22 protein-coding genes and 1 tRNA gene are annotated in these 26,630 nt (G+C 61.6%); 9 read left to right on the forward strand and 14 right to left on the reverse strand.

Features of this window, described 5'->3' with window-relative positions; all coding sequences use genetic code 11:
* Window positions 1-5 precede the first annotated feature (5 nt).
* On the reverse strand, window positions 6-890 hold the full coding sequence (locus J8I82_RS31420; protein ID WP_209763481.1) for a LysR family transcriptional regulator: 885 nt from the start codon (window positions 888-890) through the stop codon (window positions 6-8).
* Window positions 891-1,017: 127 nt separating this feature from the next.
* Here J8I82_RS31420 and argC point away from each other — a divergent pair, with 127 nt between their 5' ends.
* The 4 genes from argC (at window position 1,018) to J8I82_RS31440 (ending at window position 6,905) form a co-directional block, all read left to right on the forward strand.
* Window positions 1,018-1,947 (forward strand): N-acetyl-gamma-glutamyl-phosphate reductase, encoded by a 930-nt coding sequence (gene argC / locus J8I82_RS31425; RefSeq protein WP_209763482.1) that lies wholly within the window; start codon window positions 1,018-1,020, stop codon window positions 1,945-1,947.
* A 358-nt stretch (window positions 1,948-2,305) separates the two neighbouring features.
* Window positions 2,306-3,034, forward strand: a complete 729-nt coding sequence (locus J8I82_RS39420; protein ID WP_209763483.1) for an ABC transporter permease — start codon at window positions 2,306-2,308, stop codon at window positions 3,032-3,034.
* Complete coding sequence (locus J8I82_RS31435) at window positions 3,027-4,265, forward strand: acyl-CoA dehydrogenase family protein (protein WP_209763484.1); 1,239 nt, start codon at window positions 3,027-3,029, stop codon at window positions 4,263-4,265. Before J8I82_RS39420 ends, J8I82_RS31435 begins: the two co-directional genes overlap by 8 nt.
* A 612-nt stretch (window positions 4,266-4,877) precedes the next feature.
* Entirely contained in the window at window positions 4,878-6,905 is a 2,028-nt protein-coding gene (locus tag J8I82_RS31440) for a galactose oxidase early set domain-containing protein (RefSeq protein WP_209763486.1), read from the forward strand.
* A 39-nt stretch (window positions 6,906-6,944) separates the two neighbouring features.
* Here the strand turns inward: J8I82_RS31440 and J8I82_RS31445 are convergent, their stop codons facing one another.
* The 8 genes from J8I82_RS31445 to wecB form a co-directional block, all read right to left on the reverse strand.
* Window positions 6,945-7,775 carry a hypothetical protein gene (locus J8I82_RS31445; protein ID WP_209763487.1) on the reverse strand — a complete coding sequence of 277 codons (831 nt, stop codon included), beginning with the start codon at window positions 7,773-7,775 and terminating at the stop codon, window positions 6,945-6,947.
* A 15-nt stretch (window positions 7,776-7,790) separates the two neighbouring features.
* On the reverse strand, window positions 7,791-8,630 hold the full coding sequence (locus J8I82_RS31450; RefSeq protein WP_209763489.1) for a YaiO family outer membrane beta-barrel protein: 840 nt from the start codon (window positions 8,628-8,630) through the stop codon (window positions 7,791-7,793).
* 152 nt (window positions 8,631-8,782) lie between these two features.
* A complete protein-coding gene (locus tag J8I82_RS31455) occupies window positions 8,783-9,787 on the reverse strand; it encodes a hypothetical protein (RefSeq protein WP_245180328.1) in 1,005 nt (334 codons plus the stop codon).
* Window positions 9,788-9,804: 17 nt separating this feature from the next.
* Window positions 9,805-10,884, reverse strand: coding sequence for a bactofilin family protein (locus tag J8I82_RS31460; protein WP_209763491.1), 1,080 nt, complete (start codon window positions 10,882-10,884; stop codon window positions 9,805-9,807).
* Window positions 10,885-10,886: 2 nt separating this feature from the next.
* A complete protein-coding gene (locus J8I82_RS31465; protein ID WP_209763493.1) occupies window positions 10,887-12,260 on the reverse strand; it encodes a glycosyltransferase family 2 protein in 1,374 nt (457 codons plus the stop codon).
* 293 nt (window positions 12,261-12,553) lie between these two features.
* The gene (locus J8I82_RS31470; RefSeq protein ID WP_209763518.1) at window positions 12,554-14,332 is read right to left on the reverse strand and encodes a polysaccharide deacetylase family protein; all 1,779 of its coding nucleotides are present in this window, start codon (window positions 14,330-14,332) and stop codon (window positions 12,554-12,556) included.
* Between the two features lie 160 nt (window positions 14,333-14,492).
* Complete coding sequence (locus J8I82_RS31475; protein WP_245180329.1) at window positions 14,493-14,849, reverse strand: hypothetical protein; 357 nt, start codon at window positions 14,847-14,849, stop codon at window positions 14,493-14,495.
* 83 nt (window positions 14,850-14,932) lie between these two features.
* The gene (gene wecB, locus J8I82_RS31480; protein ID WP_209763495.1) at window positions 14,933-16,117 is read right to left on the reverse strand and encodes a non-hydrolyzing UDP-N-acetylglucosamine 2-epimerase; all 1,185 of its coding nucleotides are present in this window, start codon (window positions 16,115-16,117) and stop codon (window positions 14,933-14,935) included.
* A 1,945-nt stretch (window positions 16,118-18,062) separates the two neighbouring features.
* On the opposite strand from wecB, the gene J8I82_RS31485 reads away from it, so the two are divergent.
* Together J8I82_RS31485 and J8I82_RS31490 are read left to right on the forward strand one after the other, a co-directional pair.
* Complete coding sequence (locus J8I82_RS31485) at window positions 18,063-18,491, forward strand: Xre family toxin-antitoxin system antitoxin (RefSeq protein WP_209763496.1); 429 nt, start codon at window positions 18,063-18,065, stop codon at window positions 18,489-18,491.
* Window positions 18,491-18,958, forward strand: a complete 468-nt coding sequence (locus J8I82_RS31490; RefSeq protein ID WP_209763521.1) for an RES family NAD+ phosphorylase — start codon at window positions 18,491-18,493, stop codon at window positions 18,956-18,958. The genes J8I82_RS31485 and J8I82_RS31490 overlap by 1 nt, the downstream gene beginning before the upstream one ends.
* Before the next feature lie 516 nt (window positions 18,959-19,474).
* On the opposite strand, the gene J8I82_RS31495 is transcribed toward J8I82_RS31490, so the two are convergent.
* Together J8I82_RS31495 and J8I82_RS31500 are read right to left on the reverse strand one after the other, a co-directional pair.
* Window positions 19,475-19,762 carry an XRE family transcriptional regulator gene (locus J8I82_RS31495; RefSeq protein WP_209763498.1) on the reverse strand — a complete coding sequence of 96 codons (288 nt, stop codon included), beginning with the start codon at window positions 19,760-19,762 and terminating at the stop codon, window positions 19,475-19,477.
* 601 nt (window positions 19,763-20,363) lie between these two features.
* Window positions 20,364-20,813 carry a zinc-finger-containing protein gene (locus J8I82_RS31500; protein ID WP_209763499.1) on the reverse strand — a complete coding sequence of 150 codons (450 nt, stop codon included), beginning with the start codon at window positions 20,811-20,813 and terminating at the stop codon, window positions 20,364-20,366.
* A gap of 461 nt (window positions 20,814-21,274) precedes the next feature.
* On the opposite strand from J8I82_RS31500, the gene J8I82_RS31505 reads away from it, so the two are divergent.
* Window positions 21,275-21,496: a DUF2188 domain-containing protein gene (locus J8I82_RS31505; RefSeq protein WP_209763500.1), complete on the forward strand. Its 222-nt coding sequence runs from the start codon at window positions 21,275-21,277 to the stop codon at window positions 21,494-21,496.
* Between the two features lie 954 nt (window positions 21,497-22,450).
* Here J8I82_RS31505 and J8I82_RS31510 read toward each other — a convergent pair.
* Complete coding sequence (locus J8I82_RS31510) at window positions 22,451-22,762, reverse strand: H-NS histone family protein (protein WP_209763501.1); 312 nt, start codon at window positions 22,760-22,762, stop codon at window positions 22,451-22,453.
* 525 nt (window positions 22,763-23,287) lie between these two features.
* Between J8I82_RS31510 and J8I82_RS31515 the strand changes: the two genes are divergently transcribed.
* Window positions 23,288-23,662, forward strand: coding sequence for a PHA-granule associated protein 4 (locus J8I82_RS31515; RefSeq protein WP_209763522.1), 375 nt, complete (start codon window positions 23,288-23,290; stop codon window positions 23,660-23,662).
* Window positions 23,663-23,784: 122 nt separating this feature from the next.
* On the opposite strand, the gene J8I82_RS31520 is transcribed toward J8I82_RS31515, so the two are convergent.
* Window positions 23,785-23,872, reverse strand: a tRNA-Ile gene (locus tag J8I82_RS31520).
* Window positions 23,873-24,242: 370 nt separating this feature from the next.
* Window positions 24,243-24,695, reverse strand: a complete 453-nt coding sequence (locus tag J8I82_RS31525) for a fumarate hydratase (protein ID WP_209763502.1) — start codon at window positions 24,693-24,695, stop codon at window positions 24,243-24,245.
* Window positions 24,696-25,544: 849 nt separating this feature from the next.
* On the opposite strand from J8I82_RS31525, the gene J8I82_RS31530 reads away from it, so the two are divergent.
* Window positions 25,545-26,627 (forward strand): glycosyltransferase family 4 protein, encoded by a 1,083-nt coding sequence (locus tag J8I82_RS31530; protein ID WP_209763503.1) that lies wholly within the window; start codon window positions 25,545-25,547, stop codon window positions 26,625-26,627.
* The last annotated feature ends 3 nt before the right edge of the window (window positions 26,628-26,630 follow it).

The following is a 26,630-nucleotide window of genomic DNA, read 5'->3' on the forward strand; positions in this document are numbered from 1 at the left end:
AACTACTACACCAATCGCAGATCCCACAGCGCATCCAGTACGTGTTGGGTGGAGCGTTCAACGTACCCCGCACGATGCGCGATGCCGAGCCGACGCCATAACGCCGGGCGCAGCGGACGCATGACGATGCGCTTGTCCGGCAATGGCGTGGTGGCCTCGTGGGGCAACAGCGCCGCGCCGTAACCCGCCGCGACCAGACTCTTGATCGCGTCGTTGTAGTTGAGCTGAATGCGTGGCGCGGGATGGTGTCCCGCGGCCGCGAACCACTCCGCAGTCTGACGCGAGAGGCGCGTGGCCGCGTCATTGAGAATCAGAGGTTGGGCGGCGAGCCATTCCGGCGTGACGCGGGCCGGGCACTGCCAATGCGCCGGCACGAAGGCCATCACGGGGTCGCGGCGCCAGGGTTTTATCACCAGTCCGGCAACCGGCGGCTGAGGCAGTGCAACCAGCCCGATATCCAGCGTGCCGTCCGCCAGTCGGGACAGTGTTTCCTGTGAAGTGAGGACCGCAATCTGAATGTCGATGGCGGGATGCTGCTGGCGCAGCACCTCGATCGCCTGTGGCAGCAGGTGCGCGATCGCGCCAGTCGACGCACCGAGCCGGGCGCGCCCTTCGAGCCCCTCCACCTGTCTTTGAATATCGTCCAGCGCCTGCTCCGCATCGGCCAGCAGCCGACGCCCGCGCTCCACCAGCACCTCTCCGATCGCCGACGGCCTTACCTGTCCGCGTTTTCGCGACAGGAGCGGTGCCCCGATGCGGAGCTCCAGTTCAGCGATGTGGAGGCTGACCGTGGGCGGCGCAAGGTGCAATGCACGCGCCGCCTCGGCGAATGAGCCATGGTCGGCAATGGCGACCAGCGTGCGCAGGCGGTCCAGGCTGATCTCTCGCATGTTGGCTCCGGATTCAGGAAAACTGAATGTCAAGGTTGTGAAATTCAACTTTCCCTATTCTAGTGGTCCGTGGAAGATTAGGGCTCCTTCGACGTGTTACCCCTTCAGTCACCGGAGTATTCCTCGCATGAGCTCTCCCCTGGTTTTCATCGACGGCGACCAAGGCACCACCGGGTTGCAAATCCACGAACGGCTGCGCGGCCGGACCGATCTCAGCCTGCTCACGCTTGCCGCGTCGGAACGCAAGGACCCGCGGCGTCGTGCGGAAGCCATCAATGCCTGCGACATCGCCATCCTCTGTTTGCCCGATGCCGCCGCACGCGAAGCGGTGAATGCCATCGTCAATCCCGACGTCAGGGTGATCGACGCAAGTTCCGCCCACCGCACGCATCCGGACTGGACCTATGGCTTTCCGGAAATGGCACCGGGACAGGCCGCGCGCATTGCGAACGCGCGACGGGTCACCAATCCCGGCTGCTATCCGACCGGTGCGATTGGCCTGCTGCGTCCCCTGGTGCAGGCCGGGCTTGTCCCAGCCAGCTACCCGGTCAGCATTCATGCGGTGTCCGGCTACTCCGGACGCGGGCGTGCCGGCGTGGAAGAGTATGAGGGGCCGGATGCCATCAGCGCGCCGGCATTCCAGTTGTATGGCCTGGAACTCGCGCATAAGCACCCCCCGGAGATCCAGCAGCACGCCGGACTCGCGCAGCGTCCCATCTTCGTTCCCGCGTATGGTGCGTTCCGCCAGGGCATCGTGCTGACGGTGCCCCTCGCGTTGCGGCTGCTGGCCCCCGACGTGGATGGCCCCACGCTCCACGCATGCCTCGCCCGCCACTATGCCGGGGCGGCCCATGTACATATCCTGCCGTTGCACGAATCGTGCGTTTTAAAGCATCTGGATCCGCAAGTGCTGAACGGTACGAACGACATGCACTTAAGCGTATTTCCTAACATGGAACACGGGCACGTCCTGCTGTCCGCGGTATTCGACAATCTCGGCAAAGGCGCATCCGGTGCCGCGGTTCAGAACCTGAACCTGATGCTCACCCAGCAATAGTGGCCGATGGCGTGAGCTAAAGGTCCGCCGCACCCCTATGCAAGCGATTGCTGCCAACTCCGCTGGGCAACTGCGCCGGCTCCGCGATGCGAACCTCGGACCAGTAGCGCAACGCGAATTTGGCAAGGATCCCCATAGCCCCCCGGTGTTGTACTTTTTGCCTAGTGCATGGCGGCCGTAGGCCGCCAGAATTTCCACGACGCCCATTTCCACGGAAGGCCGTGCAGTCCCACGCCGGCTTTCCCGTGCGCAACTCGCCGCGATTTCATGGGCGACCCCGTTGGCCGTCCTCCTTGTATGGGAAGCACTTTCCCGCGCCGGCCACATTGATCCCCAGATCCTTCCTGCGCCAACCAGCGTGGCACTGACCGCCGGGGAAATGATCCGCGACGGATCGCTGTTCAGCCATCTCGCGTACAGCCTGGCGCGCGCCATGACGGGCTTTGCCATCGGCGGATCTGTTGGCCAGGCCCTGGGGATCGTAGTGGGCTTTTCTCGCCTGGCGGAGGCGGTCTTCGACCGCTCGGTGCAGATGGTGCGCGCCGTGCCATTCCTGGCACTGCTACCGCTGGTCATCATCTGGTTCGGCGTGGAAGAGAGCGGCAAGATTTTCCTGGTGTCGCTGGCGGTGCTGTTTCCCATCTACATCAACACCATGCTCGGCATCCGTCAGGTAGACGCCTTCATCCGCATTGCCCGCATTGCCGAGCGCGGCAAGATCGACGCGCTATGCCTTGCCGACGGCCCGGGCGGACTGGTGCCTGAAGCGTTCCACCGGCCGTGGCGCGCGCTGGATCCGCTTGCGTTACACGCCACGCTCAGCGCCGTCACGCAGCGCCGCAAGCGCGAGCTGGACGAGCTGCTGGACCACGATTTTCTGCGTGCCGAACTGGCCCATCATCTCGCGCTGGATCCATCCGACCTGCCGCTGGACGGCAAGCTGCCCTTTGACAAGGTCGCTCAGGCCGGCCGCTTCCGCAGGGAATACGCCGGGACGACACTGCGCGACCACCTCGGCTTGCCGGCCTATGCCGATCCGCGCGAAGCCCGCCACGCACCGACGCAAGGAGCCGCCCGCCATGCCTGACACCGCGGCCATTGACTTGCTCGCCTGGAGCGACGTCACCCGCCGCCTCGACTACGAGGCCCTGTTCCGCGAACTCGCCGAAGGCGCCGCCGCGCGCGATGTCGAGCGCCGCCTGGCTATCAGCGAGGCGGCGGCGCTGAAGATCCGCGGCTTCGGTGCCGTGCGCCTGCAGCAATGGGAGGGCGGGCAGGGGGTGTCTCTGCCGGAGCTGTTCGACCTGGTCCGGGATCTGGCCGCGGCCGACTCAAACCTGGCGCATGTGTTTCGCAACCACTTCTTCGCGGTCGAGCAGCACGCCGGCACCCCGGATGAGCCGTTCTCGCGCCGGGTGCTCGCCTTGGCGGGGGAAGGCAAGACCTTCGGCGTGGTATTCAACGAAGTCACAGGCGAACCGGCGGGATCGCTGGGACAGCTGCCCGCAACGCGCCTCGAACCCGTTGCCGGTGAAAGCGGCTGGCAGGTATCCGGCAGCAAGATCTACTCGACCGGCAACCTCTACGCCGACTACCTGTTCTCCAGCGCGGTCGAGCCGGAGCAAGGCAAGGTTCGCCAGTTCTTCGTCGTGGCCTCGGCGCCCGGCGTGCGGCTTGACGACGACTGGGACGGCTTTGGCCAGAAGCTGACCGGCTCGGGCACGACGGTGTTCGAGCGCGTGCGCGTGCCGGATGCGGACCTGTTCGACGTCCCCGCCCGCGTCGACGACGGACGGCCAAAGTTGTACGCCTTTACCTTCCACCAGGTCTACCTGACCACGGTCATCGCTGGCATCGTCAGCCGGATCCTGGCGGATGCCATCGCGCTGGTGCGAGCGCGGCACCGCAACTACTACCACGGACTCGCGCAGCGGCCGGCGGACGAGCCGGAATTGCAGGCGGCGGTCGGAAGGATCGCCGCCTATCGCAGTGCCGTGCATGCGGTGACACTGCGCGCGGTCCATGCGCTGGAGGCGGCCTGGCAAGGCGCCGGCACCCGCGAGGCGCACGAGCTGTCGCTGGCTGCCACACTGGCAGCGTCCGAAGCCAAGGTCGTGACCGACGAGGTCTCGGCGACGCTGGCCGGCTTGCTGATCGACGTCTCCAGCGGCAGTGGCGTCTCGACGCGCACGGCACTGGATCGGCATTGGCGGAACATCAAGGTCATTGCCTCGCACAATCCCCGGCTTTACAAGGAGCGCGTCCTTGGCGACCACTACCTCAACGGGACGTTGCCGCCGACAGGAGCCTTCTTCTAGCGCTCGAATCACGGAAAGGCAATCCCGTGGTCCTGGAAGGTGGTCCACGGGAGCAGGGCCTCAGGAAGCTGGCGGCGGGGGCGCCGTTCGAACAGTGCGCGTCGCAATGTCTCCACCGACGCGGGCGTAGCGCTCGCCGCCAATTGTCACCGCGGACGAACACGCCAGCTGCCATGTGTTTGTCTCCATTCTGAAACGATTCGTCCGGTTTGCTCTGGCCGGCAATCCTGCCGCTGCGACATTTCCGAACAGAATCAAGAAGCTAGCCTCGTTGGCACCAATTTCGCATCGCCATCCAGGTCAATTCGCTATTCCGGGGAGATGCCGGGTGTGCGCCGGCGACGCCGGTGCGCGCCCAGTTTTGGCAGTGAAGCTACTGCCCGAAGGAAGTATTGGAGGGGGCCGGCCGAGACCAGGGATGTCGTCCCGCGCGCTTTCCCGTCTTGCGACGCTGCTGCGCCCGTCCAGGGGCATAGCCAAATGCGCCACAGAGTTCAGTGAAGGAGGGCGCCGCGTACCTAGGTTGAAACAGCTTCTCGAGGCTGGAGGTACTGCGGGCAGTTGCAGGCCACCAGACTCTATTCCCGAATGGATGGCCTCAAAGGTGGTCGTATGGCAAATCGTCGTAACGCCCTGTCACTGGCGGTGACAGGCACATGCTCGTTCTGGCTTATCGCCGCACCGGTCGGTACCGCGTCGGCGGCGGATGCATGCCCTGCCGCGGGTGCGGCGGTATGTGGGGTAAACAGCGGCCTGATTCCGGTACACAAGGATTTTATTCACACCTCCCTTATATGGAACAAGAAATACGCTGAATGTCCGAAGATGCTGATCTGGATGCGGCCATCTGAGTACAAGCCGAAGCACTATCTTAATCCCCCGGTGCAGGGCGGTGGCTTCCCGGGATTCAACCAGAAGTACATCGATCTGGTACAGGGCGGCTTCGGACTGGGGCAACTCGATGAAAGCGGCTGGTCGCGCTACAGCTCTGACCTCGAGCGGGAAAACACCCAGATCGTCGATGTCTGTGGACTACAGTCCCTGATCGATACCGGCGTATTCACCAAGACTGCTATCGCCGACCTGACCAGCGCGGACATCAGCTATACCGACCCGTTCTTTTCGGACGCCGGCTTCTCCAGGGGACTGGGATATAACCTGTTCTGCAATGGCCACGTGGCCGGCATCGACGGCCGCATCTACGTTGTCGGGCTGCACGACAAAGGCGGCAACAATGGCGGCAGGAAAGTCAACATATTCGACCCCAAGACCGAGCAATGGGTATTCAGGCCTACGCCCTGTGTCAGGTCAGGCTTTGAATCGGATCCGACCGGCATCCTGTCACATTGCGATCCGCTCAATGAGGACAACACCGACCCGCCGATTTCCTCGGACCTGAAGTACCAACGGTGGTATCCGACCGCTGTGACCCTGCCCGACGGGAAAATCCTGGTCCTGTCCGGCTCGGACCAGGATACCAGTGTAGGGGCCGCCAATGCGAGCGCCACCAAGGTGCGGCAGGCGGTCCCGGAAGTGTACGACCCCAAGACGGACACGACGGTTGCGCTCGAGAGCGCGCGGAAGCTCCTGCCAATGTATCCGCGCGCCTTCGTGGTCCAGACCGGGCCTGGCGAGAAGGACTGGAAGGTCGCTGTGACATCCGAAGTCGTGCCGCCCCTGCCTGGGGAACCGGGGGGGCTCAATATCCGCGGCTACGACCCGTTCTTCTACAGCGGCAAGACCTACCTGTTCGATGTCCAGGCCGCGCTGGCCGATCCCCTGATCGCCACGCCGGCGCAAAACCATTGGCAATATGTCGATACCGCGCAGAATGCCCATGACAGTGGCGCCGGGGCCATCATGGTAACGATCAAGGCGGACGGCACATGGTCGCAGGAGGTGTTCCTGTTCGGCGGATCGAATGGTGGCAACACACCAGCTTCAGCGGTTGCGGAAACCATCAACTTCTCCAGTTCGGCGCCAAAATGGAAATCCCTCGCCAACCTGGCCCTGCCGGTTTCGCAGAACAACGTGGTCGCGCTGCCGGACGGGAAACTGCTGGTCGTTGGTGGTGCCGATGGCAGCGTAAACAGCCTTGTCTACCAGATGTTCAACCCGGCCGACGGTAGCAGGACCGACGTGGTCACGTCGCCGGTGCCCCGGCATGACCATTCGACTGCGCTGCTGATGCCAAATGGTGGTGTATGGGTGATGGGAGGCAACCGGGTCAACCTGATACCGGGATCCCCCCAGACGCAGGCGCAGCGTGACGCCGCGGTACCGGTCATCGAGTTCTACAAGCCGCCGTATTTCTTCAAGGGGGCGAAGCCGGTCATCAACAACAGCCCGAACAGCATCCACTACGGCAACAGCTTCAAGCTCGACGTCTCCGGTGCCGAGGTCGAATCGGTGACGCTGGTGCGGACTGGCCCGATCACGCACAACTGGACCTGGGGAAACCGGTACGTGAAGCTGCCGGTCCGGGTGCAGAACGACGGCAAACTGGATGTCACCGCTCCGCCACTGCCTGGGCTCGCGATTGCCGGCGACTACGTGCTCTACGCCGTTGGCAAGAACGGAACCGTCAGCGAAGGGCGGCATGTGCTGCTGAAGTCCAAAGGTGAACCTGCGAACGATTAGACATTGGCAGAGGTCGACCGCCGAACCCATTCAGACTCATTATTCACGAGAAGTTTCGAATGGTTCGGTGGTCGGGGGCGACTTATCCCAGCTCATCGCCCACCCATACAAGGCAATGCACCCAAACAGCAGCATTGTGGGTCCGAATACAAACGATAGCAGCGGCATCAGCAGCAGCGAACAGGACACCATCAGGTAGATGTGCAGCGCCAGCTGCATCGGCACCGCGACCACCACAAACACAAGTGTGAGCAGCGTCAGGAATACCTTCTTCGGCCACGAGAAGTCAAAGATGTAGTAGACCAACGCATGGCCCCATGGCAGCAGGAACAACAAGCTGGCGCAAGTCTTCACGCCGTTGTCCACATACCTGCTGGCAGTGTACGGAAAGCTCTGGGGCGCCACCGCGAAGAACAGCAATGCCGTGGCCTGGATGAATACGGCGAACAGCAGGAAATACCGCAGCGGCAGGTACTGGTCCCTTATCCGGAAAGACATCAAACAGACGACGAGAGTGCCGATCAGCGTCACACACCAGGTCAGCACATCTGGCGCGGGAGCAATAACATCGGTGTAGGGCAGGTTGAAGTCGAACCACGCCACCCGCGTCAATTGCTCGCTGACGCTGCCCTCGATGCCGAGCCTGTCGATCCAGAAGCGCAGCACACCCGCCCATAGCCCGCTGATACGGTCGCGCAGCAACCATTCCCCGATATTGAACGCCGCTGGCACCAGCAGGATCCCCGTGAGCGCAGGAATGGACAGAGTCAGGTGGTCTAGCGATCGGTGCCTGGCCAGGCACAGGACCGTCAGTCCGAGTGCATCGCTCTGGTCGCGCGTGGCTGCACTATGTCCGGTAGGATGCGTCATGACTGGAACTCCGGGCTAGAACTCCGCGAACACCCCGATCTCCGCTTGCTTGCGTGTGTAGGACGGGTTGTCGTAGTAAATGGCGCGCAGGTTGATGCCGTAGCGCTTGGTAAACCATTTTCGCCACGTCAGCGAAACCTCATGGCTGTTGAAGTCGCTCAGCAGTGCCTGCTCGCCGGTGAGCTGATAGGCTTCGCTGCCACCGTCGTATTTCAGCGTGATGAACTGGTCTTTGTCGCGGCCGTAGGTCACGGCGATCATGCCGCGATTGGAGCGGACGTTGCCCGGATCGCTGCGGTTGAGCCGGGCACCGAGCTGGATGATCCAGGGGGCGTCGAAATAGTAGGTCAGGCCAAGCAGCAAGGTCTTGTCGGTATAGACCTCTTTGGCGCGGTAGTAGGTGAAGCCGGCGCTCAAGACCAGGTTCCTCTTCTCGAGCAGTTTACGGAACAGCAGGCCGTCGACGCGGACCTCGGGCAGGAAGAAGCCGCCCGCGCTGGTGCCGGCGCTCAGGAAGCCGTACCAGTTCTCGTCGAAGGTGCGGGTGTAGCCCAGCCCGAAGAACGTACCCTGGTCACCGAAGTGGCTCTGGTGGCTGATTTCGCCGGTCACGTAATCCTTCGGGGTCAGGTTGACCCCGCCTCGCAGGTACTGGTCGTTCCAGCTGGCATTGTCGCCGGTGAGATTGGCGTGGCCAAGACCGCCTTCGATGAAGCCGGTCAGCAAGGGCACGAACGTCCTCGGCGGCGTGGCTTCTGCCTGCCCACGAGCATCCGTGGTGGCAAGCAGCGCCAGCATGCCCAGCAAGGGCAGGGCACTAGCGCCGAACATTCTGCTATCTGTGAGCTTCGCCATGGGTATCCTGTTAGTCTTCTGGTCGATGTCGACCGAAGGGCCCGGAATGACCCTCCGGCCTGCTAAGCTGCTGGCAAACCATGCACCGCTTCATAGTCGATCATGTTTCGCTCGGGACGCGTATTGCATGTTGTGGCCCCAGGTGGTGCAAATCAGCGACACCGCAAGCCCGGCGCAGGCGGTGCAATCGCCTGCTCGGGGCTCAGCCTCGACTCGAACGCCAGGTACAATGCCTCCTCCAGGACATTCCAGTGCTTGCCATGCCGGAACTGTATGGAACGCAGGCGCCAGCAGGTGATGGCATCCTTGTCTCCCATCTTGTCGGCCACCAGGGCTACCAGCCCCCACGGGAAATCGACTTCTGACATCTGCAGCCAGGCCCAGCGGTACTCTTTCATCCATGACTGGTAAGTGATGGCATGGGGGCGGCCGTCGGGTTGGATATCGCCCAGGATGGGGAAGATCTGCGCCACGGCATCGGGATAGAATTCGAACTGCTCGCGCCGCTGGGTGCTGACCAGGTAGCCTTGGTTGGCGCGCCAGAACACGCGCAGGATGTCCTTGTCGAGCTGTTCGGCCTTGCGCCCCCAGCCGGCGGCACCTGCGGCGTCTCCGTGGCGCTGGCGATAGTGGCTGACCGCCTTAAAGGCGCTTGAGACTTCCACGTTGTCCATCAGCAGCGCCACCGGAAGCTTGGCCGAGATGTAGTAGACGCCGGAGCTGGGGTCGCGCAGTTTGTCCAGGTACCGGCCGGCCTTGTCGAAGCTGGCCTGCCACGCTGGCGGCATGCCCCGGGGGGGCGCGTTGCGAACCAGCAGCTCCATCCAGGCGGCCATCAGCGCGTCGTCGGCGTCAGCCTCCTGGCAGGAGACGAAGCGCTGGCCCTTCATGCAATAGCGGTCGAAGCGGCCGTCGGCGTGCTGTCGCGGCAGCAGCCATGCGATCCAGCGGGTTGCGGCGGTTCTGGTGTTCATCCCCGCGTCTTGTGCGGCCAGCAGCGCCTTGGCCGCGAAGTATGGATCGATCGAGTCCCCGGTGAAATAGGTCGTGATCGCCCCATCTTGACGCTGGTAGTCGGTCAGCATCAGCTCGGCAGCGCCCGCCGGCTGGTGGACGTATGCGGCAAGGATCAGGAGCAGCGCGAGCAGTGCTTTCATGGTGGGTGGAGGGCACGTCATGGGGTGGCCACATTGCCATCGGATATGACCTTTCCTTCCTCCGCGGCGCATGCCGCGCCATACACTACCGTGCCAGCCCTAACGTGGAGCACCGGCGCCACCACAGTGGTGCGCTTGTTCGCCGCACCGATAACGCTGCGCGCCCCCACATCGATCCCGAGTTCTGCAGCCACCGGCCCGGCGATGGCGCACTCACGCCCCACGGAAATGGTGCCCCCTGCAATCAATGCGCCGTCGATGCGCACCCGCGGGCCTGAGCAGATGCAACCGCTTGCCTTGACGCTGCCGATAATGCGCGCGCCGGAGCCGATCCACAAGTCGCCATGCACGACAAGGTCGCCGCGATACAGGGTGCTGGCGGGAAAAGTCAGATCGTGCGTCACCAGCCAGCGGCCGTTCGACGCTTCGGGTGGATCCAGCACTTCATGTGCCCAGTCTCCGCCGGGTGGGGCGGTGGCGTCCATGTCCGGCGGCGCGGCAAGATGACGCGCGCCAAACCCGATGACCGCCGCGCTGACCGAGGTAAATTCGCAGTCGTCTTCGAGACGAATGGCGTAGGTGGCAGAGAGCGGTCCGAGCAAGCGGCACCATGGCTCGACATGGACACTGCGAGCGTGTGCCCAGCGCTGCATCTCGCTGCCGCTGCGGATCAGGATCTCGCCCTCCGACAGCAGCACCTGCATGCGATTCCTGCGGCCCGTCGAGATGGCGCGCCGGCCGTAGATGTCTTTCGAGAACGTATAGCTGTCGGGAAGCACCAGAGAACCGCTGGTGACGATGGTGCGCGAACAGACGCCGTTGCACGCCTGCGCCGCCATCGGCATGAAAGTGCCTGTCACGCGGATCACCGGCTGCAACGCGCTGACCCGACGCACCAGTCCATGCAGGCCGGACTTCTCGCCCGTCCGAGCGACCATCTCACGAAAAACTGCGGCCACGGCCGCGACATCCAGCGTATGTTCGCTGTCGATCGCCAGCGGCCGGATGTCGCACCGTCGCCGCCATTCAAGCACCGCGGGCACCAGCGGCGCCCCGAAGACCAGCATGGTGAGGAGAGCAAGCAGCACGGGCCACATGTTCAGTTCCTCTGGCGATAACGCGCGGTCTTGTCCCACCGCAGTTCACGGCGCAGGACGTAATCAAAGGTGAGCTGGCTGAGGATGGCACGCGACACGGTCAGCATGCTGACCAGGAAGCCGAAGTAATTCAGCGGCAGCAGGCGGATGCGCTCGCGGCTGCCGTCCAGGTACACGGCGGCGGCGATCTCGAAGAAGGCGGCGAAGTTGCCCAACGTCCCGTATGACATCAGGGCGAACAGGATCAATGCTTCACCGAACAGCGGCAGGCCGCCGGCATAATACAGCAGGATCGCCAGCAGCCAGCCGAACAGCATCAGCGGCGCCATCATGTAGATGCCAAGGAGCGCCACACCGTCGATCTTCTCGAACAACCCGTGGTTGCTGCAGGTAGCCATCTTCCAGCCATGCCGATAGAGCGCCTGGTTGTGGCCCTTGGTCCAGCGCATGATCTGGCGCACCCGCACGGGCCAGGTCTCGGGCACCTCTTCATAGCACTCCGACCAGTTCTGGTAGATCGTCTTCCAGTTGGCGAGCAGCAAGCGGTATGTCAAGTCGGTGTCTTCGGCCAGCACATCGTCGTGCCAGCCACCAGCGCTCTGCAACGCCCGCATCCTGACGCCGCCGACGGTGCCGCCGTACTGCGGTACGAGGTTCAGGTTCATGCGGGCCTGCTGGTCGACCTGGTAGCCGCCCGAGCGCTCAAGGTCGAGCAGCCGCGTCAGCAGGTTGCGACCCGGGTTCATTGGCACCACGCGGCCCATGGTGGCGCCCACCTCGGGATCAAAGAACGGCGCCACCAGCTGCTTGAGCAGGCCCACCGGCGGGAGGTAGTCCGCGTCGAACACGACAATGATGTCGCTGGCCACGGCTTCGCTTGCATCCTTGAGCGCGGCCGCCTTGCCGGGCTTGCCATCGGTGCGATGGAACGGTGTGATGCGTCCCGGATACTGCTGCACAAGGTCATCGATGATCGCGCGCGTGCCGTCGCACGAGCGGTCGTTGACCGGCATGATGGTGAGCCGGTCAACCGGATAGTCTGCATGCAGCAGGCATATCAGAGAGCCTGCGATCACGGCCTCTTCGTTGTGCGCGGCAACCAAAACGGTCAGGCTTGGCCAGTCCGCCACGTCGATGTCCAGGTAAGGATGGCGCTGCCTGCCGAACAGCCGGTTCAGCGTGAACATGTAGTGGCGCACGGCGTAAAAGATCACCAGTCCGACGATCAGCAACAGCAGGACCGTCAGCGCCGGCGCGATGGGCTGCGCGTCTGCACGCTTCGGCGACGGCTCGGTCGCCGCCGGCTTGGTCCAGGCTCGCGGGCGCAGTGCCGGCTCCGTGCGCGTGGTCTCTTCCAGCGTGTCTGGCGACGTCATCGCCAGTTCCACTGTTGCGCCAGGCGCTGTGACTGCAGAGTGGGCTGCGAGCTTGCGCAGCGGTTCAGGGGCAGCTTCCGGGGTTCCAGCTCCCCGCGCGAAGGCCTGCCCCCGCCCGGGAATTTCCGTGGCTTCGGTTTCCGCAGCGGGTGTGGTGAAAAAGAGCAGCCCGCTCAGTGAAAGCACTACGCGATACGTCGCACGCATGCTCGACGATCCTCCTCCATTGTTCTCATCGCAGGGTGTTTTTCCGTGCGCCCGCCCCGGGGCGGGCGCGGTGAGTCCCTGTACCTTTACTGCTTGCCGGCGACGAAGGCCAGCGAGGTGCCTCCCAGAGAAGTGACGATCCAGTTGTTGGTGTCCCATGTCACCAGGGCGAGTCCCTGCGTCACCACCGGCTGTGTGTATGCCGACCGCGGCAGCACCCAGGCGAGGTCGGTCATGTCCGTCGGGTGGGTTGCCTGGAACGCCCAGGAGTTACCGGTGTCGGTGGCTTGCCAGACGGTCTGCTGGCGCCGCTGGGCGAACTGCGCCAGCGTATCCATCGTGTACCAGCTGAACCGTCCGTTTGCCTTTACGTTGTCCGCCTTGTTGAAGATGACATTGAGCGTCTTCGGGTACTGGATAGCGCCCGCCGGGTGCATGTAGATTAGCCGGCTGGTGCGGTTCTTCGCCACGAAATCGATGAGCTGCCGGTACCAGGTGTTGATGTCCGTGACGGGCACGTTGAATTCCTGGAACTCCTCGAATGTCGCGTACGGCCCGAACGGCATCACCGGAAAGGCGCGGATGGTGTTGTTCGCCAGCACACCATCGCGATAGCTGCGCGTGGGCGCCATCCCGGTATGGCCCAGGAAGTAGTAGCCGGTGTTGCCGTTGGTTTCGAGCCAGTTGACCGACCACTGCGGCGTATTGCCTTGCGGCGCCGAGTACTCGACCGCGGCGCGTCCAGTCACGGCCTCAACGCTCTGCTTGTTCAGCACCACGTATTGTTCGAAGCTGGACTGGTTGGCCTCGGTGGCGTTGGCGCCCCAGTAGTCGTGGATCCAACCACCATGGCTGCCGATCTTGTGCCCCTTCGATTGCAGGGACAGCATCAGAGTTTTTGCCGACGTGTTTTGCGAGAGGTTGACACCCTTGCCGTCGCCGAAGTCGATCTGGTCGGGGCCCGCCGTTACGGAAATGGAGAACGGACTATTGTTATTGTCGAAGGTGCCCCAGGTATTCATTTCCACCGCAGGCGGAATCTGGTCGCCGGCGCAAAGGTGCCAGTTCAGCACCAGGCCGCCGCGTGCCTTGGGCTGCGCCGACAGCCGCGGCATCTTCATGAGGTTGGCGCCGAAGTAGCGCAGGAAGCCATGCATGAGCATGCCATCGGTCTGGCCCTTCAGGTAAGAGAGCGGCGTGTTGACGAACAGCACCCGGCCCGAGCCGAAATCACGCAGGCCCGCCACCAGACCGAAGTTCGGCGACGTGATCAGGGCAGAACCCGTGTAGGTGCCCTGCGTCACGAAGCTCGGATAAATCAGGAAGCCATAGACATAACCCGAGACCCCTTCCACCGGATCGGTCGCGCCTGCGTCCCACACCATCGACTTGCCCGGCGGCACCTGTAGGGTTCGCAGCGTGCTGCCCAGCCCGGTAATCGGCCCCACGCCGATCATGTTGCCGAGCAACTGGTCATAGAGGACGTAATCGACTCCGGCGAGGTTGCTGAGCCTGCTCTTGGGAACGGCATAGAAACCCGTGGTGGTGAGCGCACCGAAGTCATACACAAGCATCAGGTTGCCGCCCTGCGTGGTATAGGTCTCGAGGGCTGTGATCAGCGCATCGCTGGCGTTGGCATGGACCTGGTCCGGCAGGATCACACCTGAAAACTGCGCCGGGGTCGTTCCCTGCTGAAACTGAGTGTCGTTGACGACGGTAATCTTCAGGCCTTCCTCCTGGGCGGCGTCCAGCCAAGCCGATACGCGGGCATCGGGAAGGGCCAGGCCATCGGGCACCAGCAGCGCGATCTGGTTGGTCGCGGCGTGAGTCACCGCCGGCACGGTCGCGGCCAGCGCGAATAACATCACGAGCACCCGGAGCGCCAGGCTGCTGCTTCGCCACAGAAGTGAATTGGATTTGTTGAACACGGTCTTCTCCCAGCGCGATGAGTGTCGATTTGCCTCGCCGTGCATAGCGGTCACTGCGGAGCCGATATATCGTCAGGCATTACGGGGCGTGCCAGCGTCAATCGGGCTCGGCTCCCGGTGCCGGCGCAAGCGTGTACGTGCCCGACTTCACTTTCGGCCCGGCCACGGCCTTCTTCGGCTTGATCGCCTTCAGCTTGTCTTTTTTGTCCTTGTTCTTGCCCTTGACGTCCGCTTCATAGGCAAAGTCGATCTGGAAGCCATGGTTGTAGCCCTTCAACCCGCCGGGGTCCGCCGGGCTCGCTGGCAGGTAGAGTGGGGCCTTGGCAGCGGTCGCCGCAGCTTCTTCGGTCAGCGCAGCATGGGCGGGCGCCGATACCAGGGCACCGACGACAGCCATTGCCGTGGCCGCCTTGACCGCGGTTGCAGCATCCATTGCGATACGTAAGCGCTTCATTGGCTTGCTCCTCTACTTTTGGCGACCAGCGGGCGTTGGGGCCGTGGCGCTGGGCCGCTGATTTCGCTATTTGCCTGGCTTGGCTACAGGCTGACCACGTTGGCGTCGACCGATGCATCACCACCTTCCCGATACGCCTCAGGCGACGCCGCCTGCAGCGCAAAAACGATGCGTTCGCTTGCGCGGCCGTCGCCGAAAGGGTTGTGCGCGCGCGCCATACAGGCGTATTCGTCCGGCTCGTTCAGCAACTGCTCCGCGGCGGCGATGAGGCGTGCGGGGTCGGTACCCACCAGCCTTGCGGTACCGGCGGCCACGGCTTCCGGCCGCTCCGTGGTTTCCCGTGTCACCAGGACCGGCTTGCCCAGGGCCGGCGCCTCCTCCTGGATGCCGCCGGAGTCGGTGACGATCAGGTAGGCGCGCGACATCAGGAACACGAACGGCAGGTAGTCTTGGGGATCGATCAGATGGATGTTCGGGTGCCCGCTCAGGATCGCCTGCACTGGGCCCTGCACGCATGGGTTCAGATGCACCGGATAGACGATCTGGATATCGGGATTGCGGTCCGCCAGCGTGCGCAGCGCGGTGAACAGGCGCTCGAACGGGGTACCGAAGTTTTCGCGCCGGTGTCCGGTCACCAACACCATCCGCCTGGTCTCGTTCAGGAAGGGGTACTGGCTCGCCAGCTGGCCGCGCATTTCGGCATCGGCGTCCAGTCGGGCCTTGACCTGCAATAGCGCGTCAATGCCGGTATTGCCCGTCAGGCTGATGCGAACCGGGTCGACGCCTTCGCGCAGCAAGGCTTCCTGAGCCTGTTGCGTTGGCGCGAAATGCCAGGACGCCATCACGTCGGTCACGCGCCGGTTCATTTCTTCCGGCCACGGGGCGCTGAGGTTGCCGGTCCGCAGTCCCGCTTCGACATGGCCGATCGCTACGTTTCGATAGAAGCCCGCGAGCGTGGCAGCCAGCGTGGTGGTGGTGTCGCCGTGGACCAGCATGGCCTCCGGCAGAAAGCGGTCCAGCACCATGTGTACGCCTGACAGGACGCGCGTCGTGATGTCGGACAAGCTTTGCCCTCGGCTAATAACATTGAGGTCGAAGTCCGGCACGATGTCGAAGAGCCGCAGTACCTGGTCCAGCATCAACCGGTGCTGCCCGGTGACACAGACCCGCAACTCGAAATTGCTTGATTCCCGCAGCCGATGAATCAGCGGTGCCATCTTGATGGCCTCGGGACGGGTGCCAAATACAGCGAGGACTTTCTTTGGCATGTGGTCTCTCTTGTGGAGCCGCCGTTCGGGGACGATCTACCTGCAAATTCCCGTCCTGCGCTACCCGCAGGAGAGGCCACGTATGCATGCCGACTGGAATCATCCTGTTGTGATGTCGCCATATGCATCTCGCGACATATCAGAGCGATGGTTGTGCCAGTGCTTTCTATCACGTTGAATTCACTGGTAATTCTCTATTCGCGTGCCCCTTGCGCAAGACCGCCGACGGCTGATTGGTTGCAGCGGTGTTACATCAAGTTCGGGGCAGCCTGCGATGTCAAGGGGGAAGTGTGCGTAGTACCGCACGGCAACCGAACGCGCAACGGGCAAAGGTAGCTTTGCAGGCGCCGGCTCGCCACTTACGCCATTGATGCCTGGTTATGTGGGGCATCGGCGGACTTCGCATAGTTGCGTCAAATTTGTTTCTTTGCTTACCGTTTTTGAGAGCATCCAATAATCCGTGGCATTAATGTCAGTGCCGGATCAGGCCATTTTCATAAGGCTAAGTTTGTATAGATATTTTGCTTTCGATGTGCAGGGGTGTCCGCAATCATGCCTTTCGGTTCAAACCATTCCTTTACATTTTCAAGAAAATGCACAGGTTCATTGGTTGCGCGAATGAAACATCAAGCATATCAGTGTTAATTTTAATTAATAACGCAATACATCCCCTTTATTGGCACAAGCACTGCACGTGGTTTCCCGCAAGCTGGCTGCCACGGTCCCTGTGCCAGCACCTGGCTTTTATCGGCTCGACTCGTCCCGCTTTGCCGATATGGGCCATCTATGTGTCATGGGCGACCTCTGCAACCGCGGTGAACGAGCGCCGGCACGCGGGCGCAGCACTGGTGTGCGCGCAAGAGGGATACCAGGCGGCCCTGTTTAACCCGATGCCTCACGCCGTTTTCGCGCTTCTACTAGGGCTCATGGATTAGCACGAGCAAACGAGTCTAGGCTTACATCGCGCTCGACTGATGATGCATCGCGCTCGAGCACAACATGCTGTCTGAGCGCACGCGAACTGACGGCTCTTCAATTTGTCCTAAAATCACGGGATAACCGGGGTAAGCCGCCATGCGAGCAAGTGCCGTGCGACGTCATTTGAGGCGCCTTGGCATTTCTTGTCGCGGGATCACCTCATATCCAGGGTTGGCTGGGGTGGTTGTCATTAACGACGACCTGCACGTCTGCATATTTCCAGACGGATGGATGCGTCTGGGGGAGTCGGTCGCACCCGGTCGCTTTCGCTTCGCCCCAGCCACGCGTTCGGTAGACGTACTGGCTTGGCAGATCCGCCAACGGATCATTGCCAAGCCTTGACGAGGGCAGGCCGGGAGACGCCCTTATGCGCTGCAGCGCAGACGACCGTATCTTGATCGTAGGGCAATGTGTCTCGGTGGCTTGAAGGAGAGGGAGGTAAGGCTCACTCCAGCTGCGACGGTCCGTTATCGCATTTCCATTGCTCCGAGTGGCGGCCTGGACCTGTCTCCAACCGCATTCGTTGCGCAAGTCGCAGCGAGTCGTCTGTCGGCCAGCGACAAGCGAGGGCCCTCGCATCCGTCGCGATCCAGGCGCCCGCCTGGATGAGACCGACCCTCGTATCGATTGCTAACGCGGCAACGGATGAGATCGTTGGATAGAGTCGCCATGCTTCAGGCGGATGATGCAAGTGCGTGCGCTAGGTCGCTGACCGCTGCCTCGCGCTCTTCAGTCCGCATCGTTGGCGGCTTGGTCGGCAACAGTGCATGCGTATGACAACTTCATGCGGACCAATAAAGGCGAGCGGTTGGTCCCCGTCGCCAGCCATTGTTATGTAATATAACAATTTAACATAATGCTTATTATGCGTCTTTTGAATCACGTTATATCGCCAGATATCTTCGGGTGAAGTTTTGGATCAGTTGGTCTATAATTTGGTATCAATTGATCCGATATGGTGCCTGCCATGCTGGTCGTCTCGCCCGAAAACATCAGCGCCGTGATGGCGTTGTCGCCGCCTCGACTGTCCATTGCCGAATTGGATGCCGCAGTACGCGAAGGCTTGCCCAAGTCGGCGCTGCGCGAGATTGTGGACCATGTCGCGCACACCTCTGACGAACGCCGTGCGTTGATGTCCCGCATTGTTCCGGAGGCCACTTTCAAACGCCGCAAGGATCGACTCACGCCGGACGAATCAGAAAAGACCGAGCGGCTGGCGCGGATCTTTGCTACCGCGAATTTCGTCTGGGACGATGAGGACGACGCGCGCGCTTTTCTCAATACTGCCCACCCGCTGCTCGGTGGCAACAAGCCGCTGGACGTAGCCATGACGGAGCTTGGCGCCAGACGCGTCGAGGAACTGTTGTGGCGGCTCTTCTATGGCATGTCCGCCTGATGCGGATTTTTCGGATTGCGGATCGTCGGCACGAGGTCTGGAATGGCACTGGGGCCATGCTAGTGGGCGGACGCTTCAACAGCCCTGGCCGGCCGGTGATCTACGGCGCCCTGACTTTCGCAGGTGCCATGCTTGAGGTCCTGGTGCATGCGCGCATCGGCAAGGTGCCGCGCCATCACGTCCTAGTGGTCGGCACTGTGCCTGAGGACGTCTCGGTGGAACGGGTCGACGGCGCGCTGTTGCCAGCCGGCTGGGATACGCTGGAAGACCCCCGCGCCGCTCGCAGCTTCGGTGACCGCTGGCTGGCGGAGGGCCGGTCCGCATTACTGGTGGTGCCGTCGGTGGTGGCTCGCCTGGAGTGGAACGCTCTGGTCAATCCGACCCACTCCGACGCGGCACGAATTCAAGTTTCCGCGCCCGAGCCTGTGCAATGGGATGACAGACTCTTTGCCCGCCATTCGTTGTGATGAGCAATGTTCGGCTCGGCGATGTGCCGACGATTCGTCTTGGCATTAGTGCTTGCAGTGCATCGCATTGGTGGCGAGTTTATTCGGGTCGGAGAGCTGTAGGAGAATGAGCCCTTGGCTGTTTGATCGGATCAGCGAAATGGCTCGCGGCCGTCCGATCCAATGTTTGCGATCTAAACCGTTTCCCGATTTCCGTCCATGCTGAAGCTTGCCGCCACCCTGCGCATCCAACGGCTGGATGTGACACCCCTCCTTCGCATCCTGCGGAGGCCAAAAGATCGACTCACCTCGCGCAATGCACAGTCCTCTCCTCGTTGCGTACTTTCACGAAAATGAAGTTATTGCGACTCTGGTGGCTTTGTTTGTTAGTGGTAGCAGTCGTTGAGGACGCTACTGCGACAAATTTTCGCGGACGACGACCGCATCGGTCCAGACGTGGCGGCTGGCAGTCCAAGGTTCATGGCCGACATGCATTCCGACGCGGGCCACGCACCAGCGCAAAGGGGTGCGGCCCGCTCAGCCGTATTGCCGTCTACCGCGGGGCGCCGCTCGCGGGCAGCTTAGCCGCTTGAGCCAGCTGCGTAGTTCCGCCGCGCGAAAGGCTTGGAACTTGCCGCAAAGGACCAGGAGCAGATCCGATTGCGATGCTTCAACGAGGGTTGCCGCCTGGCAAACCGTCAGCCCACTGCCCCGAATCCGTTCGGTGATGTCTCGCACAATGCCCGCCTTAAGCGGGATTTCGTCTGCGTCAGCAAAGCCAAGCTGCGCATAGACATTGCTCGTTCCATACTCGAAGCGAAACACGTGGACTCCTTTACTTGTGGACAACAACCCCTTTCTGCCGCTGCACGGCGGTGGCTGAGGGCGCGATTATTCCGGGAAAGCAATGTAAAGACAACCTCGGGGAAATACCAAGAATGCCAAAAGCATCGAAGGAGCTGAGTGGTACTCAAACGGACGCGTCGCGACGGCTGCCCACATCAAGATGTGATATAAAATCCTCTTCGAAATCTGAGACCTCGGGCCGTGGGCATCCCCTACATTGGGGGATGGAAAGGAAGGATCGCCCGATGGCAATATCACTGCGCTGGTGGTTGCGACCCGCCAGCAACGCTCAGCCCTCGGCATTTCCACGCCGAGGGTTTTCTTTTTTTTGCGGGTCATCGGCGACAAGCAGCTATTGCTTCGACCATGGCCACTTACCAAAGCCGCCAGGCTGCTCTACGGGCAATGGCAGTGCGAGGGCGAGGTACGCCACCTGATCGCGCAACGCGTCGTGGACTTGTCGTGGATGCCTGGCCAACCCGATACGCGGAGCCGGAGCTTTTGCTAATCGCGGGACCGTGGCGAAGTAACCGCCTGAGGGCAGCTGCCTCGCTGCGACGGCGCTCACCTGGCCTTGGGTTCAAGCGGGCCGATCTGGTCGGCGAGAAGCCTGAAATTCTTCAACGTATCGAATCGCCTGCTCACACTGTTCCAGCGACAAGGCGTGAATGCTCGGGGTCGCGACCTCCAAGCCAAGCGATGCGATGACCCATTTCATGGCTTTGCCGCGCGCCTCGAACGCATTCACACCGTCGCGCCGCATCTTTGCCGCGACTAAGGGCTCGAGCGCATCGTGCAGCTGGCTTTTGCGCTCGCGCAACGCCGCGTTTGCCAGTCGACCGAGGGGCGTGTTGTGCTTGCTGCGTGCCCGCACGCCGATCCAGGCCTGGCACGCTGCGCAAATCCACACAGGCCCGTGGTCTTCGAGATACGGATACGTTTCATCGCCGGCGCGTGCCAGTTTCGCCTTGGCGCCGCAGTCATCGCAGAGGGGCTGGGGAGGAGCGGGAATCGGGCGGCCAACACGCATTTGACTGGGCTGCGCAAGATGAGAAATCAGGAATTTTACCGGACGGGGTCGCCGCTGCTGTACGCTAAGTCTTCTTGGCTTGTGCTCACAACAGATCCTCGCACACTTCTATGTCGCGCTGGCAGGCGGAGGTTCGGAAGGACCGCTTTCATACGAGGTCGAATCAAAGGGTGCTGCTTTCTTCACTTTGAGGCCTTCTATTGCGATCGCCCCGTATCCATCTCCACATTCTCCTCGCATTTCGAACGCTGGCCGGTTGATGCGCTTTCCGGTCACCCTCGAATGAGGGGATGCAGCCATGCGTCGGCCATGTGACGATGGCAAGCGACAGGTCTGCGAACTGCTTGTCGAAACTTGGAGCCCTTGGCAGGCAGGCCAAGGGCTTTTCTTTGTCGGACAGCGCCTGATAGCGACGGCTAGTTGCCAGGCACAGACTGGCTCCATCACTTCAGGAGACAGCCATGCCCGGACAAGATATCCACGTGGTCCCGGCCGACGATCGCTGGGCCGTTGAGACCGAGGGCGGCCACGCCCGCGAGACATTCGACACCCAGGACGAAGCGATTGCGGCAGGCAGGGAGCGTGCCCGGCAGAAGCAGGTCGAGTTGTTTATCCACGGCCGTGACGGGCAGATTCGGGAGCGCAATTCGTTCGGTAACGATCCGCGCGACATCAAGGGATAGGCCGCTCAAAAAGAGGCACGCAACCGGTATTGCCTTCCCGTGCTGTCGACTGCGCCACCGATGGGCCATTAATGAATTAGAGCATAAAAAGCCATCTACTTCTTATATCACTGTACTCCAGGTGGGTAGTCCCGCAACCGCCCGCGGTGCCCTCTGGCCTGCGGGCTCTTTTTTCTGAGGGGCCGCGCGTGGGCGATTGCGTGCGGAGCACGCTTGGGCGGATACTATCGATGGGCAACTCACATGGTTACCCGATTTCTTCGTGGACGTTCTATGGGCTCTCTTCTTACCGGGTTGAGAGCCTTTTTTTGTGCTGGGTCCGGGCCACTCAGCGCGTTGGCTGGCGTTGAGGGCGCGCTTGCCGATCGCCATGCGCGCTTACGGAAGTTGGCCTGATGTCGTCGACTACATTCGCTCCATGGAGACACGGCAGCGCAGTTTTTAGCTTTTACTCGCAGTTGACCAAATACGTCGACCCAAAACAAAGGTGCGGCGCGCGGTTGTCGGGCTTCCGGGCAGGCATAGACAGCGGAAGTCAGCCAGCCCTCCATACGCCAGGTCTGGACTTGGTTCTCTGCAAGCCTATAGTGCTATTTTGGGCACCAAAAGCTGCTCCTTCCGTAGGATGTCGATTTCTTCGTCAATGATGGCTAACAGCTCGGTCAGGGATCTGTTGAAGCGCTCTCAAACCTGCTTGCGCATTCTGCGCTCACTGGCTGAGCACACAACCTAATAGCTGCCTCCAGACGGTTGTGACACTCAGTTCCTTCGTTTGCGGAAGTCGCTACCCATTCCCTACCCCCTGCTCTGCGCGCTCGCGGGAACCAGGTATGGCCGGCCGAGCATGACGTCGGCGTCAATCGCTTCCAATGACATGGCGACTTGCACAGAAAAGAAAACCCCTGCATGCAGGGGTTGGACGCGATGGTGTCGGTCGGTCGGTCGAGGCCTGATTTACGCCGCCTCTGCGATTAGGAACTTGTTAGGGTTCTTGCCAAGCCAGGCCGGTTGGCGACCACGGCCAGACCAGGTCTTTCCGGTCTTTGGATCGTGGTATTTCGCGGGCAGCGCCGATTTCGCCTTACCTGTGCCACTGCCTGCCGGACGGCCGCGACGGCGCTTCGTAATGTCATCGACAGTCAGCCCGTATTCCGCCATCAGATTCTGAATCTGTTCGATGACAGATGCGACTTCATTGGCACGTACCTCTTCCAGGTGAGCTTCCAGGGCGGCCTTCTGGGCCATCAGTTCCTTGTAGGTTGCCATTTACTGTTTTCCTTTCCTTGCGGGATACAGATGAAAGCCAGTTTAATGCCAATTGACACCTTAGCGCAAAACAATTTACACCTCTCTGGACTATGAGCGGTCCAAACGCGTGAAGGCTCTAAATCATCACCGGAAACTTCAAGGCAATGTTGTAAAGCGATGGCGTCGCCGCGCTGCTGTCAGACTCGCAATACGATGACCAATGGGGAGCAACGCTCTGGATGCACCATAGAACAATTGGCCTGCTGTGCCACCTACCAAGCATGAGCGAGAGAAGGTATAACTCGGGAATACCCCTTACCCTAGTTGAAAAGTAAGGCAGTCTCCTGGTCGGGCGACGCACAGGATTAAGGTTGTCACAAGGCATCCTGTACCGATGGCTCCTTGGTGGTCAAACCTTTCAACTTTTATGCCTCGGTCGGACCAAAGTCGACAGATTCCCAATTACAATTTTGCGACGCAACATGAGGCTTGGGCATAGAAGTGCGCGAACCGGCGCAACCCCTGCCAGCGTTGGAGGAGAAGATGGGGATAGCTCGAGCTGGCACCAAAGGGCAGGCGCTGAAGCTTCTGGAAACGGCGGGAGTAACAGTCGTGGATTTGGATTACGAGAATGCCTGGCAGGATGCGGTCGAACTTGGCCGGCTAGGGGATAAGCGGGGGGTACGTGTCCAGTATCGCGGCCATGAGAGCATCGCGGTCAACACGCCGGCGGCGCTTGCTGCCGGACTGAGTCGGCGGAAGGCGACGTTCCGTCAGCGTAATCTCTATTGCCAATTTGCATTGAGCGATCTGCCTGCCAGTGAGCTGGAGCGCCTGGAGGCAAAAGCGGCACGACTCGGGGATTACATTCTCGCGGGACATCTAATGAGGGATGTCGATGCGGTATGGAGCGACTAGCGCCTACGCCAGTTTGCCGCGTAGATCGAAATCGCGCCACGGCCGGGCGTTCACGGCGATCCGACCGATAAATCGGCTGCTCGGTGCCTCATCATCGGCAGTAACGTCATACGCAAGCGTAGTGGTGGGCCGGGTGGGATTCGAACCCACGGTGGGATATCTCCGGCGGATTATGAGTCCGCTGCCTGCAACCAACACGGCGTCCGGCCCTCTAGCGAAGCGCGAGATTCTACCTTGAAGTCCGCACCAGGTGCCAACGCCGCTGATCGCGTAAGTCGTGCGCTACCTACAATGAATGCAGAATAATCCGCGGGTCCGGGATTGAGCATAGCGTTCCCGACTCAATCCGCCGCCCCCATCGTTGATGGATGCGGACAGCCGTGGTTGCGATAGCGAGCCCACGGGATCCGCGAACGTGAGCTGCCGAAGGGTTCGAATTCATCCGGCGTGACGACGAGCTTGACGGTCACTGTTCCGGAATCGATCTCGACAATGCACTGAGCATTAGGATGGGCGCACGCTGTGCGCCCACTTCCTTCATCGACCGGCTGGTGAAGTACCGTACCGGGCGAATCAACAATCACGCCGAAGCTTCGGGTGTCGCTACGGTCGAAACCACTTTCTTTGCGGCAGCCCGCTTCTTTGGCGCGGCTTTCACTGCGGCCGTCTTCGGCGCAGCTTTCGGCGAAATCCTTTTACCGGCCGCTGCCTTATTCGATGCTGCCTTGGCGGCAACCTTGCGCGTTGCCTTCGTGGCGCCCGCAGCCTTGGCCTTCTTTGCAGCCAGCTTGTCCTTTGCGGCTTGCTTCTCGAAACGAGCTGCGGACTTCGCGGCTTCCGTTGCCAGTGCCACCTCACGCTTTGCTGCTTCAATGGCCTTCTTCGTATCGGCGCGCAGCTTCAGCAGGCGCTTTTTGGCCGCCACAGCCTCACGTGCGAGCACGCTGGCCTTCTTCTTTGGCACGGCCACCTTCGCGGCAGGCTTGTTCTTCGAAACTGCGGTGACCTTCGTTGCTTTCGTTGCAGCGACCATTGTCGATTATCCGTAAGTTGTGAAGCGCGGAGTATAACCGACGATAGGGCCTGCCAATACAAGTCTACTTTTCTTTGTCCTTCAAAACTGCACTCAGCCAGCGCAACACGGCATTTCCTGATCGGGGCTCGGAAATTCTGTCCGAGACTAGCCACCGAACGCGGACGCTCAACTAAAGCACAAAGTTTGTACGTAATGAAACCTTTCCCGACCTGGGATGCCGGCCACGCGCACCCGCGCAAATCCGAATATGGGTCGTGACACCCCATGGCCGAGACTCAACAGCTGGCGTCTTGCCGGCATGCCCGAGACAGTTTTCACTAGGTCGAGTTCGGTGGCGTATAGCTCCGCCAACTCCCCTTGCCATGGCACTCTGCTTGTCCGCAGAAACGATACGGATTTGCTAACGGGAGTGGAATCCGACGTCAAACTGGCTGCAATCCAGTTGGCGCTGGCACGCCCCTTGCAAAGGGATGTGTGCGCGAGACGAGGCATAGGATAAGGAGACGCATCATGAGGGCCCCCACGTTGCGCCACAAGGATGAGTCGGAGAAACCAAGGGTGCGTCCGGCACATCAGTCGCCGTCAAAAGTGGAAAATCCAATGCATAGACCGGGGCCGGATAAACCGCCGCGCCAGCCAGGTCAGTTGGACATCGGACGGCCGCCAGAATCATCCGTTCAACAGTAGTTTGTCGAACTGACAATTCGAGAAGGCTTGAAGCAGCAGCACACAAATTTGAGCTCGGACCGAACTTTGCGTCGGGGCCGCCGCATCCTACAGTTTGCCAGCCCTTCGGCCGTGCGCGTCACGCTGCCGCAGCGGTGACGTTTCGTGACGGAGGGGCAGATGAAGATTGCCCAGATTGCCCCATTGACTGAACGGTGTCCGCCGAGCACGTATGGGGGCACAGAACGCATCGTTTCCTATCTGACCGAGGAACTCGTGCAGCAGGGCCACGACGTCACGCTGTTTGCGAGCGGCGATTCGGTCACGCGTGCCAAACTGGTCCCGTGTTGCGACCTGGCATTGCGTCTGGACACCCGCGTCCAAGATCCGTTGCCCTATCATTTGATGATGGTGAGCCGTGTGATGGCGTACGCCGAGGACTTCGACGTGCTGCACTTCCATATCGACATGCTGCATTTCCCGCTATTGGGGCGTATGTCGGTACGGTCTGTGACCACCTTGCACGGCCGCCTTGACCTGCCGGACCTGCAACCGTTCTATGCTTGCTTTCCGGATTTTTCGCTAGTGTCTGTTTCCACGGCCCAACGCCTGCCACTGCCCGTGTTGAACTGGGCCGGCACCGTACACCACGGCCTGCCACCCGAGCTGCTGGCGTGCTGTGCCAACCCCCGCGGCGATTACCTGGCCTTCCTGGGTCGGATCTCGCCGGAAAAGCGCCCCGACCGGGCGATCGAAATTGCGCTGCGCGCCGGCATGCCCCTGAAAATCGCCGCCAAGGTCGACCGCGTCGATCGCTCTTATTGGGAGAGCACCATCGGCCCGCTGGTGGCGGCGCATCCGCACGTGGAGTACATCGGCGAGATTAACGAACGGGAAAAGAGCGCATTTCTCGGCAACGCGCGCGCGCTGCTGTTTCCAGTCGACTGGCCCGAGCCGTTCGGACTGGTCATGATCGAGGCCATGGCATGTGGGACGCCGGTGGTGGCGTTTTCTGCCGGATCTGTGTCAGAGATAATCGATCCCGGCGTCAGCGGTTATGTCGTGCACGGCATCGACGAAGCGGTAGCGGCGGTGCATCGGGCCTCGGCGCTGCCACGGGCAGGTGTGCGCGCAGCCTTCGAAGCGCGCTTTACCGTGGCGCGGATGGCAAGTGACTACGTGCGCATCTATGGCAGCCTCGACAAATCTGGCGCGGCCGACGCGCCGGAGGGTGAATCTGGCGAACTGGCAGCGCTTGCCTGAATG

This window comes from Cupriavidus consociatus, from assembly GCF_017814975.1.
In the GTDB taxonomy this organism is placed as follows: Bacteria; Pseudomonadota; Gammaproteobacteria; order Burkholderiales; family Burkholderiaceae; genus Cupriavidus; species Cupriavidus consociatus.

Excerpts from the sequence above, each read along its gene's own strand:
- J8I82_RS31420 (WP_209763481.1), bottom strand. The coding sequence starts at position 890 with ATGCGAGAGATCAGCCTGGACCGCCTGCGCACGCTGGTCGCCATTGCC.
- argC (WP_209763482.1), top strand. The coding sequence starts at position 1,018 with ATGAGCTCTCCCCTGGTTTTCATCGACGGCGACCAAGGCACCACCGGG.
- J8I82_RS31435 (WP_209763484.1), top strand. The coding sequence starts at position 3,027 with ATGCCTGACACCGCGGCCATTGACTTGCTCGCCTGGAGCGACGTCACC.
- J8I82_RS31440 (WP_209763486.1), top strand. The coding sequence starts at position 4,878 with ATGGCAAATCGTCGTAACGCCCTGTCACTGGCGGTGACAGGCACATGC.
- J8I82_RS31445 (WP_209763487.1), bottom strand. The coding sequence starts at position 7,775 with ATGACGCATCCTACCGGACATAGTGCAGCCACGCGCGACCAGAGCGAT.
- J8I82_RS31450 (WP_209763489.1), bottom strand. The coding sequence starts at position 8,630 with ATGGCGAAGCTCACAGATAGCAGAATGTTCGGCGCTAGTGCCCTGCCC.
- J8I82_RS31455 (WP_245180328.1), bottom strand. The coding sequence starts at position 9,787 with ATGAAAGCACTGCTCGCGCTGCTCCTGATCCTTGCCGCATACGTCCAC.
- J8I82_RS31460 (WP_209763491.1), bottom strand. The coding sequence starts at position 10,884 with ATGTGGCCCGTGCTGCTTGCTCTCCTCACCATGCTGGTCTTCGGGGCG.
- J8I82_RS31465 (WP_209763493.1), bottom strand. The coding sequence starts at position 12,260 with ATGACGTCGCCAGACACGCTGGAAGAGACCACGCGCACGGAGCCGGCA.
- J8I82_RS31470 (WP_209763518.1), bottom strand. The coding sequence starts at position 14,332 with ATGTTATTCGCGCTGGCCGCGACCGTGCCGGCGGTGACTCACGCCGCG.
- J8I82_RS31475 (WP_245180329.1), bottom strand. The coding sequence starts at position 14,849 with ATGAAGCGCTTACGTATCGCAATGGATGCTGCAACCGCGGTCAAGGCG.
- wecB (WP_209763495.1), bottom strand. The coding sequence starts at position 16,117 with ATGCCAAAGAAAGTCCTCGCTGTATTTGGCACCCGTCCCGAGGCCATC.
- J8I82_RS31485 (WP_209763496.1), top strand. The coding sequence starts at position 18,063 with ATGCTGGTCGTCTCGCCCGAAAACATCAGCGCCGTGATGGCGTTGTCG.
- J8I82_RS31490 (WP_209763521.1), top strand. The coding sequence starts at position 18,491 with ATGCGGATTTTTCGGATTGCGGATCGTCGGCACGAGGTCTGGAATGGC.
- J8I82_RS31500 (WP_209763499.1), bottom strand. The coding sequence starts at position 20,813 with ATGCGTGTTGGCCGCCCGATTCCCGCTCCTCCCCAGCCCCTCTGCGAT.
- J8I82_RS31505 (WP_209763500.1), top strand. The coding sequence starts at position 21,275 with ATGCCCGGACAAGATATCCACGTGGTCCCGGCCGACGATCGCTGGGCC.
- J8I82_RS31510 (WP_209763501.1), bottom strand. The coding sequence starts at position 22,762 with ATGGCAACCTACAAGGAACTGATGGCCCAGAAGGCCGCCCTGGAAGCT.
- J8I82_RS31515 (WP_209763522.1), top strand. The coding sequence starts at position 23,288 with ATGGGGATAGCTCGAGCTGGCACCAAAGGGCAGGCGCTGAAGCTTCTG.
- J8I82_RS31525 (WP_209763502.1), bottom strand. The coding sequence starts at position 24,695 with ATGGTCGCTGCAACGAAAGCAACGAAGGTCACCGCAGTTTCGAAGAAC.
- J8I82_RS31530 (WP_209763503.1), top strand. The coding sequence starts at position 25,545 with ATGAAGATTGCCCAGATTGCCCCATTGACTGAACGGTGTCCGCCGAGC.